Here is a 6,724-nt window from a genome sequence, read left to right on the forward strand (position 1 = left end):
CAGTGACTGCGGCTCTTCGACCACCAGGCCTTCCCCTTGGCTCAACACCCACCAGCGTAACGGCCCGCCATCTTCCACGGTGGCCCGCAATCGATGCCCCTGGTCCAGTGCCGTCAATTGCATGTCCATGCTCAACGGCGCTTCACGCAACTGCTTGGCCAATGGGTCGCTGACCCAGGCCTGTATCTCGAAGCCTTCACCCTGCGCCGGCTGCAGCGAATCACCGCGCAAATATCCCTGCAGATCGAAATTCCCTCGCAACTCGCCTGCAATGTTCGCCGACCAGTGCCAACCAAACGGAATGCTCTTGTCATTGCGATCCAGCGGAAAGATCAGCGACAGCTCGTTAAGGTCCCGTTCCACGGTGCGTTTGCTGACATTGAAGCCCACATCGCGCAGGCGCCACACCAGTTCGGCGCTGGTGATGCCTGGGGAGCGGCTAGGTAACTGGCGCAGCAGCGCCCATTGACGGCTGAGGGTGGCGCGGGTGGTAGCGAACGGCAAAAGGTAACGTCCTTGTCTAGGCTTGCCGCAACAGGATGGCGGCTGGAACAGCTCATGGCAATTAGCCATAACTCGTTCAGATCAAGGAATGCGCAATTGGTTGCCTTGCCTCGAATCGTTCGCGACAGGTTTTGACGTGACGTCGCGCAGAATCACGCCTCATCACAGCCGCGGTCGGGCCTGTGGGTCGTTCAATGAGGATGAACATGTCTGCTGTCAGCAATATCCATTCGCTGCTCGCCCGCCTTTTGCCTGAGCAGGTCATTTGCCCACCGACACACGCCGGCAGGCGACAGCGGCTGTTCGCCGGGGTAGGGCTGCCCAGCCAGCGCGCGCTGCTGGTCAACCGCCTGGACGAGGCGCACGACCTGCAGGCGGTGTACGCCGACCTGCGCCAGCAGGCGCTGGCCGGCAATGTGGCAGCACTCAACGACCTAGGCTGGATCTGGCTCAATGGCAAGTACTGGCGGGCCGACACCGCGCTGGCCAGGCACCTGCTGCGCATGGCGGCCCTGCAGGGCAATGCGGCGGCGTGGTTCAACCTGGGGCAGCAGCACTACTTTGGCAAGGGTATCGAAACCTCCTATGCGCAGGCTGCGGAGTGTTATCAACAGGCCTTCGAACGGGGCCTGCTGCATGCCGCCGCGGCGCTGGGTGACCTGTACGAAGAAGAAGTCTGCGACACCGCGCCGGCGTGGCAGGTGGACCCCGGCCTGGCTTACCAATGGTTTTTGCGCGGAGCCGAGCGGGGTGAGGCGCGTTGCCGGTTCGAAGTGGGCTACCGTCTGCTGCATGGCTTGTACGTGGATGCTGATACCAAAGCCGCGCTGTATTGGCTGGAACTGGCGGCGGCAACCGGGGTGATGCAGGCGGCCGAGGAGTTGGCGGTGCATTTCAGCAGCCGCGATGAAGCGCGTTACCAGTGCTGGCGTGACCGGGCGGTGCAGATGGGCAGCACCTTGGCCCTGACCATGAAGCTGGAAGACCAGATTCAGCCCTGAGTGTTGTGCTGCTTTCTTCTCGGGCAAGCCCGCTTCCACAGAAATATCCCGGCATTCAAGACTTATATGGTCCCTGTGGGAGCGGGCTTGCCCGCGAAGAGGCCGTGCAGGTGAACAAGAATTTCATCTTGGCCCCCCGTCGCCCACGGTTGACGACAGGGGGAGGCACAGGCGTATATTGATAGTTAGCAAACTATGAATATCCTTGGTTCCCCACATGTCCATTGACTCCCTGCGCCTGCAAGTCAGCAGCGGCATGGTGGTTGCCGCTCGCCACTGGCGGCGCATCTGCCACAACGCCCTGATCGGCTACGGTATCTCAGAGGCCTGCGCCGCACCGTTGCTGATGATCGTGCGCCTGGGAGATGGTGTGCACCAAGTGGCCGTGGCCCAGGCTGCCGGCCTGGAAAGCCCGTCGCTGGTACGCCTGCTCGACCAGCTGTGCAAGGCTGGCCTGGTCTGCCGTAGCGAGGACCCGCTGGACCGCCGTGCCAAAGCCTTGAGCCTGACCGCTGAAGGCCGGCGCCTGGCCGAAGCCATCGAAGCCGAACTGGTGCGTGTGCGCCATGACGTGCTGCAGGGCATCGACGAGGCCGACCTGCAGGCTGCGCTGCGCGTGTTGCGTGCTTTCGAAGCCGCTGGCTTGGGCACTGCAGGCGGGGTGGCATGAACGGCTTCTTCAGTTCGGTACCGCCAGCCCGTGACTGGTTCTACGGCGTGCGCACCTTCGCCGCGTCGATGATTGCCCTGTACATCGCCCTGCTGCTGCAGTTGCCGCGACCGTATTGGGCGATGGCCACTGTGTACATCGTCTCCAGCCCGTTCGTCGGCCCAACCAGCTCCAAGGCCCTGTATCGCGCCGTGGGTACGCTGCTCGGTGCTGCCGGGGCGATCTTCTTCGTGCCGCCGCTGGTGCAGTCGCCGTTGCTGCTGAGCATCGCTATCGCCCTGTGGACCGGCACCTTGCTGTTCCTCTCGCTGAACCTGCGCACGGCCAACAACTACGTGCTGATGCTGGCCGGTTACACCTTGCCAATGATTGCCCTGGCAGTGGTCGACAACCCGCTGGCGGTGTTCGACGTGGCGTCGTCCCGGGCCCAGGAAATCTGCCTCGGTATCGTCTGCGCGGCGGTGGTTGGTGCGATCTTCTGGCCACGGCGGCTGGCCCCGGTGGTGGTGGGAGCCACTGGAAGCTGGTTCACCGAAGCGATCCGCTACAGCGATACTTACCTGGCCCGCGAAGCCAGCGCCGACAAGGTCGGCGGCATGCGCGGGGCGATGGTCGCCACGTTCAACTCGCTGGAGCTGATGATCGGCCAGCTCGGCCATGAAGGCGCCGGCCCGCACACGCTGAAGAACGCCCGCGAGCTGCGCGGGCGGATGATCCACCTGCTGCCGGTGATCGATGCCCTCGATGACGCCCTGATCGCCCTCGAAGGCCGCGCCCCGGCTCATTTTGCCCAGCTCCAGCCAGTGCTGGAAGCCGCGCGCGAGTGGCTCAAAGGCACTGCCGACAGTGCCTCGGTAGCCCGCTGGACCGCCTTGCACGAGCAGATCGACCGCCTGCAGCCTGGCGCTGCCGCCCTCGACCAGCGCGCCGAGCTGCTGCTGTCCAACGCCTTGTACCGGCTGACCGAATGGGCTGACCTGTGGCAGGACTGCTGCTCCCTGCAGCATGCCTTGCGCACCGACGACCCCAAGCCCTGGCGCGCGGTCTACCGGCACTGGCGCCTGGGCCGCCTGACCGCGTTCTTCGACCGCGGGCTGATGCTGTACTCGGTGGTCTCCACGGTGCTGGCGATCGTTGTCGCCTGCGGCCTTTGGATCGGCCTGGGCTGGAACGACGGCGCCAGTGCGGTGATTCTCGCCGCCGTGTCGTGCAGCTTCTTCGCCGCCATGGACGACCCGGCGCCGCAGATCTACCGGTTCTTCTTCTGGACCTTGATGTCGGTAATCTTCTCCAGTCTGTACCTGTTCCTGGTGCTGCCCAACCTGCACGACTTCCCGATGCTGGTGCTGGCCTTCGCCATCCCGTTCATCTGTGTCGGCACCTTGACCGTGCAGCCGCGCTTCTACCTCGGCACCTTGCTGACCATCGTCAACACGTCGACCTTCATCAGCATCCAAGGTGCCTACGACGCCGACTTTTTCACCTTCCTCAATTCCAACCTGGCCGGCCCCGTGGGCCTTTTGTTTGCCTTCATCTGGACCTTGGTGATGCGCCCGTTCGGTGTGGAGCTTGCGGCCAAGCGCATGACCCGCTTCGCCTGGCGCGACATCGTCGAAATGACCGAGCCGGCAACCCTGGCTGAGCACCGCCATGTCGGTGTGCAGATGCTCGACCGCCTGATGCAGCACCTGCCGCGCCTGTCGCAAACCGGTCAGGACAGCGGTGTGGCGCTACGCGACCTGCGTGTGGGGCTGAACCTGCTCGACCTGCTGGCCTACCTGCCACGTGCCGGTCAGCAGGCCCGCGAGCGCCTGGGTACGGTGATCGAGGAAGTTGGCGCGCACTACGCCGCCTGCCTGCGCGCCGGCGAGCGCCTGCACGCGCCGGCCGCGCTATTGCGCAACATGGAACGTGCGCGCCTGGCGCTGAACCTGGATGAACTGTACGAACGCGGCGATGCCCGCACCCACCTGCTGCATGCCCTGAGCGGCCTGCGCCTGGCATTGCTGCCGGGTGTCGAGGTGATGCTCGAGCCTGCCGAACAACCGCAACTGCCCCCCGGCCTCGACGGAGCGCCCCTGTGATCGGTGAACTGGATATCAGCGGGGTGTTCCTGCCCACGCTGCTGGTGATGATGCTTGGCACCTACCTGCTGTTCCTGGGGGTGCACGCGGTGCTGGTGCGCCTGCATTTCTACCGCCTGGTCTGGCACCGGGCGCTTTTCAATGTTGCCCTGTATGCCGTGCTGCTGGGCGCGGTCGACCATTTTTGCCGAAGCCTGATGCTGCCATGAAAAAACCTTTGCTGACCTTGGGCCGTGTGGTCCTGACCTTGCTGGTAGTGACCTTCGCCGCCGTGCTCGTGTGGCAGATGGTGGTGTACTACATGTTCGCCCCCTGGACCCGCGACGGCCACATCCGCGCCGACGTGATCCAGATCGCCCCGGACGTGTCCGGCCTGATCCAGAAGGTCGAAGTGCGCGACAACCAGACCGTCAAGCGCGGTGACGTGCTGTTCACCATCGACCAGGACCGCTTCACCCTGGCCTTGCGCCAGGCCAAGGCGACGCTCGGCGAGCGCCAGGAAACCCTGGCCCAGGCGTCCCGCGAAGCGCAGCGTAATCGCAAGCTGGGCAACCTGGTGGCGGCCGAGCAGCTGGAAGAAAGCCAGTCCCGCGAAGCCCGTGCCCGCTCGGCAGTCAGCGAGGCCCAGGTGGCAGTCGACACCGCTCAGCTCAACCTAGACCGCTCGGTGGTGCGCAGCCCGGTAGAGGGTTACCTCAACGACCGCGCCCCGCGTGACCATGAGTTCGTCAGCGCCGGCCGCCCGGTGCTGTCGGTGGTCGACAGTACCTCGTACCACGTCGATGGTTATTTTGAAGAGACCAAGCTCGGCGGCATCCACATCGGCGATGCCGTGGACATCCGCGTGATGGGCGACAACACCCGCCTGCGCGGCCATGTGCAGAGCTTTGCTGCCGGCATCGAAGACCGTGACCGCAGCAGCGGCGCCAACCTGCTGCCCAACGTCAACCCGGCGTTCAGCTGGGTGCGGCTGGCCCAGCGCATTCCGGTGCGCATCGCCTTCGACGAAGTGCCGGAAGACTTCCGCATGATCGCCGGGCGTACCGCCACCGTGTCGATCCTCGAGGGCCAGCGCCCATGAAACAGCTGATCCTGGCGGGGTTCTGCCTGTCCCTGGGGGCCTGCATGATGGTCGGCCCCGACTATGAAGTGCCGAAGGACGCGGCGGTACAGCGCAGCGACCTCAACGGCCCGTTGCGCCAGGATGCCGACAGTGTGGTGTCGGCACCGGTGCCCGAGGACTGGTGGCAGCTGTATCAGGATCAACGCCTCAACGAACTGGTGCGCCAGGCGTTGAGTGCCAACACCGAGTTGCGCGTGGCTGCGGCCAACATCGCCAAGGCCCGTGCCCAGGTCGAAGTGGCCGAGTCCCAGGGCGGCTTCAACGGCGGCATCAAGGCCGGCGCCCAGCGCCTGCAGGAGTCCGGCCAAGCCTTCCTGCTGCCCGAGAAAGTGCCGGTGGCCAATATCGGCGAGGCGATCATCAGCGCCTCGTACCAGTTCGACCTGTGGGGCACCTTCAAGCGTGGCACCGAGGCCGCCAAGGCCAACGCCGACGCGGTGCAGGCCGCCGCCGACACGGCGCGCATCACCCTGGTGGCCGACGTGGTCAAGGCCTACACCCAGGTGTGCTCGGCCAACGAGGAATACCACATCGCCCGCGAGTCGCTCGACCTGCAGGAGCAGAGCGTGAAGCTCAACCAGCGCCTGCGCGATGCGGGCCGCGGCGATCAAACCCAGGTCACCCGCTCGCAGACCCAGTTCAAGTCGTTGCGCGCCGAACTGCCGCGTTTCAAGGCTGAACGCGAAACGGGCATGTACACCTTGGCGGCGCTGCTGGCCAAGCCTGTGGATAAGTTGCCCGCCGGCACCGCTGACTGTGCCGAGTTGCCGCAGCTGAACCAGCTGGTCCCGGTAGGTGACGGCGCGGCCCTGCTCAAGCGCCGCCCCGATGTGCGCCAGGCCGAACGCCAACTGGCAGCAGCCACCGCCGAGATCGGTGTGGCCACCGGTGCGCTCTATCCGGACATCAGCATCGGTGCCCAGGTTGGCACCATTGGCATCCTTGAAGACCTCGGTGATCCGTCAACCAACCGCTGGGGCGTCGGCCCGCAGATCAGCTGGAGCATCCCGACCAACGGTACCCGAGCCCGCATTCGCATGGCCGAAGCCTCGACCCAGGCGGCCTTGGCGCATTTCGACGGGGTGGTGCTGAACGCCATCCGCGAGACCCAGACCCGTCTGGCCCAATACAGCGCCTTGCTCGACCGGCGTGATGCGCTGGCTGAGGCGGAGCAGTCGGCGAAGGAAGCGGCGGACCAGACGCACCGGTATTACCAGGCCGGGCGAGAGTCGTTCCTGGCGGATTTGCAGGCGACGCGGACCTATACCGACATGCGGTCGCAGCTGGCGGCGGCCAACAGCCAGGTGGCGTTGGGGCAGATTGGTGTGTTCCTGGCGCTCGG

Annotated in this window: 7 protein-coding genes; 6 read left to right on the forward strand and 1 reads right to left on the reverse strand. The window is 65.3% G+C overall.

The genetic code is table 11. The features are described from left to right. Nucleotides 1-504, reverse strand: a 504-nt coding sequence (locus tag APH27_RS25180; protein WP_060486198.1) for a WYL domain-containing protein, incomplete at its 3' end; no start/stop codon positions are given. Between the two features lie 206 nt (nucleotides 505-710). Here APH27_RS25180 and APH27_RS25185 point away from each other — a divergent pair. The 6 genes from APH27_RS25185 to APH27_RS25210 all read left to right on the forward strand — a co-directional run. Then, nucleotides 711-1,505, forward strand: coding sequence for a tetratricopeptide repeat protein (locus tag APH27_RS25185; protein ID WP_027920853.1), 795 nt, complete (start codon nucleotides 711-713; stop codon nucleotides 1,503-1,505). Between the two features lie 217 nt (nucleotides 1,506-1,722). Beyond that, nucleotides 1,723-2,175 (forward strand): MarR family winged helix-turn-helix transcriptional regulator, encoded by a 453-nt coding sequence (locus APH27_RS25190; protein WP_060486199.1) that lies wholly within the window; start codon nucleotides 1,723-1,725, stop codon nucleotides 2,173-2,175. Further along, the gene (locus tag APH27_RS25195) at nucleotides 2,172-4,259 is read left to right on the forward strand and encodes an FUSC family protein (protein WP_060486200.1); all 2,088 of its coding nucleotides are present in this window, start codon (nucleotides 2,172-2,174) and stop codon (nucleotides 4,257-4,259) included. Before APH27_RS25190 ends, APH27_RS25195 begins: the two co-directional genes overlap by 4 nt. Further along, nucleotides 4,256-4,468 (forward strand): DUF1656 domain-containing protein, encoded by a 213-nt coding sequence (locus APH27_RS25200; protein ID WP_027920856.1) that lies wholly within the window; start codon nucleotides 4,256-4,258, stop codon nucleotides 4,466-4,468. Before APH27_RS25195 ends, APH27_RS25200 begins: the two co-directional genes overlap by 4 nt. Further along, nucleotides 4,465-5,340 carry an HlyD family secretion protein gene (locus APH27_RS25205; RefSeq protein ID WP_060486201.1) on the forward strand — a complete coding sequence of 292 codons (876 nt, stop codon included), beginning with the start codon at nucleotides 4,465-4,467 and terminating at the stop codon, nucleotides 5,338-5,340. The genes APH27_RS25200 and APH27_RS25205 overlap by 4 nt, the downstream gene beginning before the upstream one ends. Next, nucleotides 5,337-6,724: efflux transporter outer membrane subunit (locus APH27_RS25210; RefSeq protein ID WP_060486202.1), on the forward strand; the 1,388-nt coding region annotated here is incomplete at its 3' end. The genes APH27_RS25205 and APH27_RS25210, both read left to right, overlap by 4 nt.

Source organism: Pseudomonas sp. NBRC 111123, assembly GCF_001320205.1.
In the GTDB taxonomy this organism is placed as follows: Bacteria; Pseudomonadota; Gammaproteobacteria; order Pseudomonadales; family Pseudomonadaceae; genus Aquipseudomonas; species Aquipseudomonas putida_J.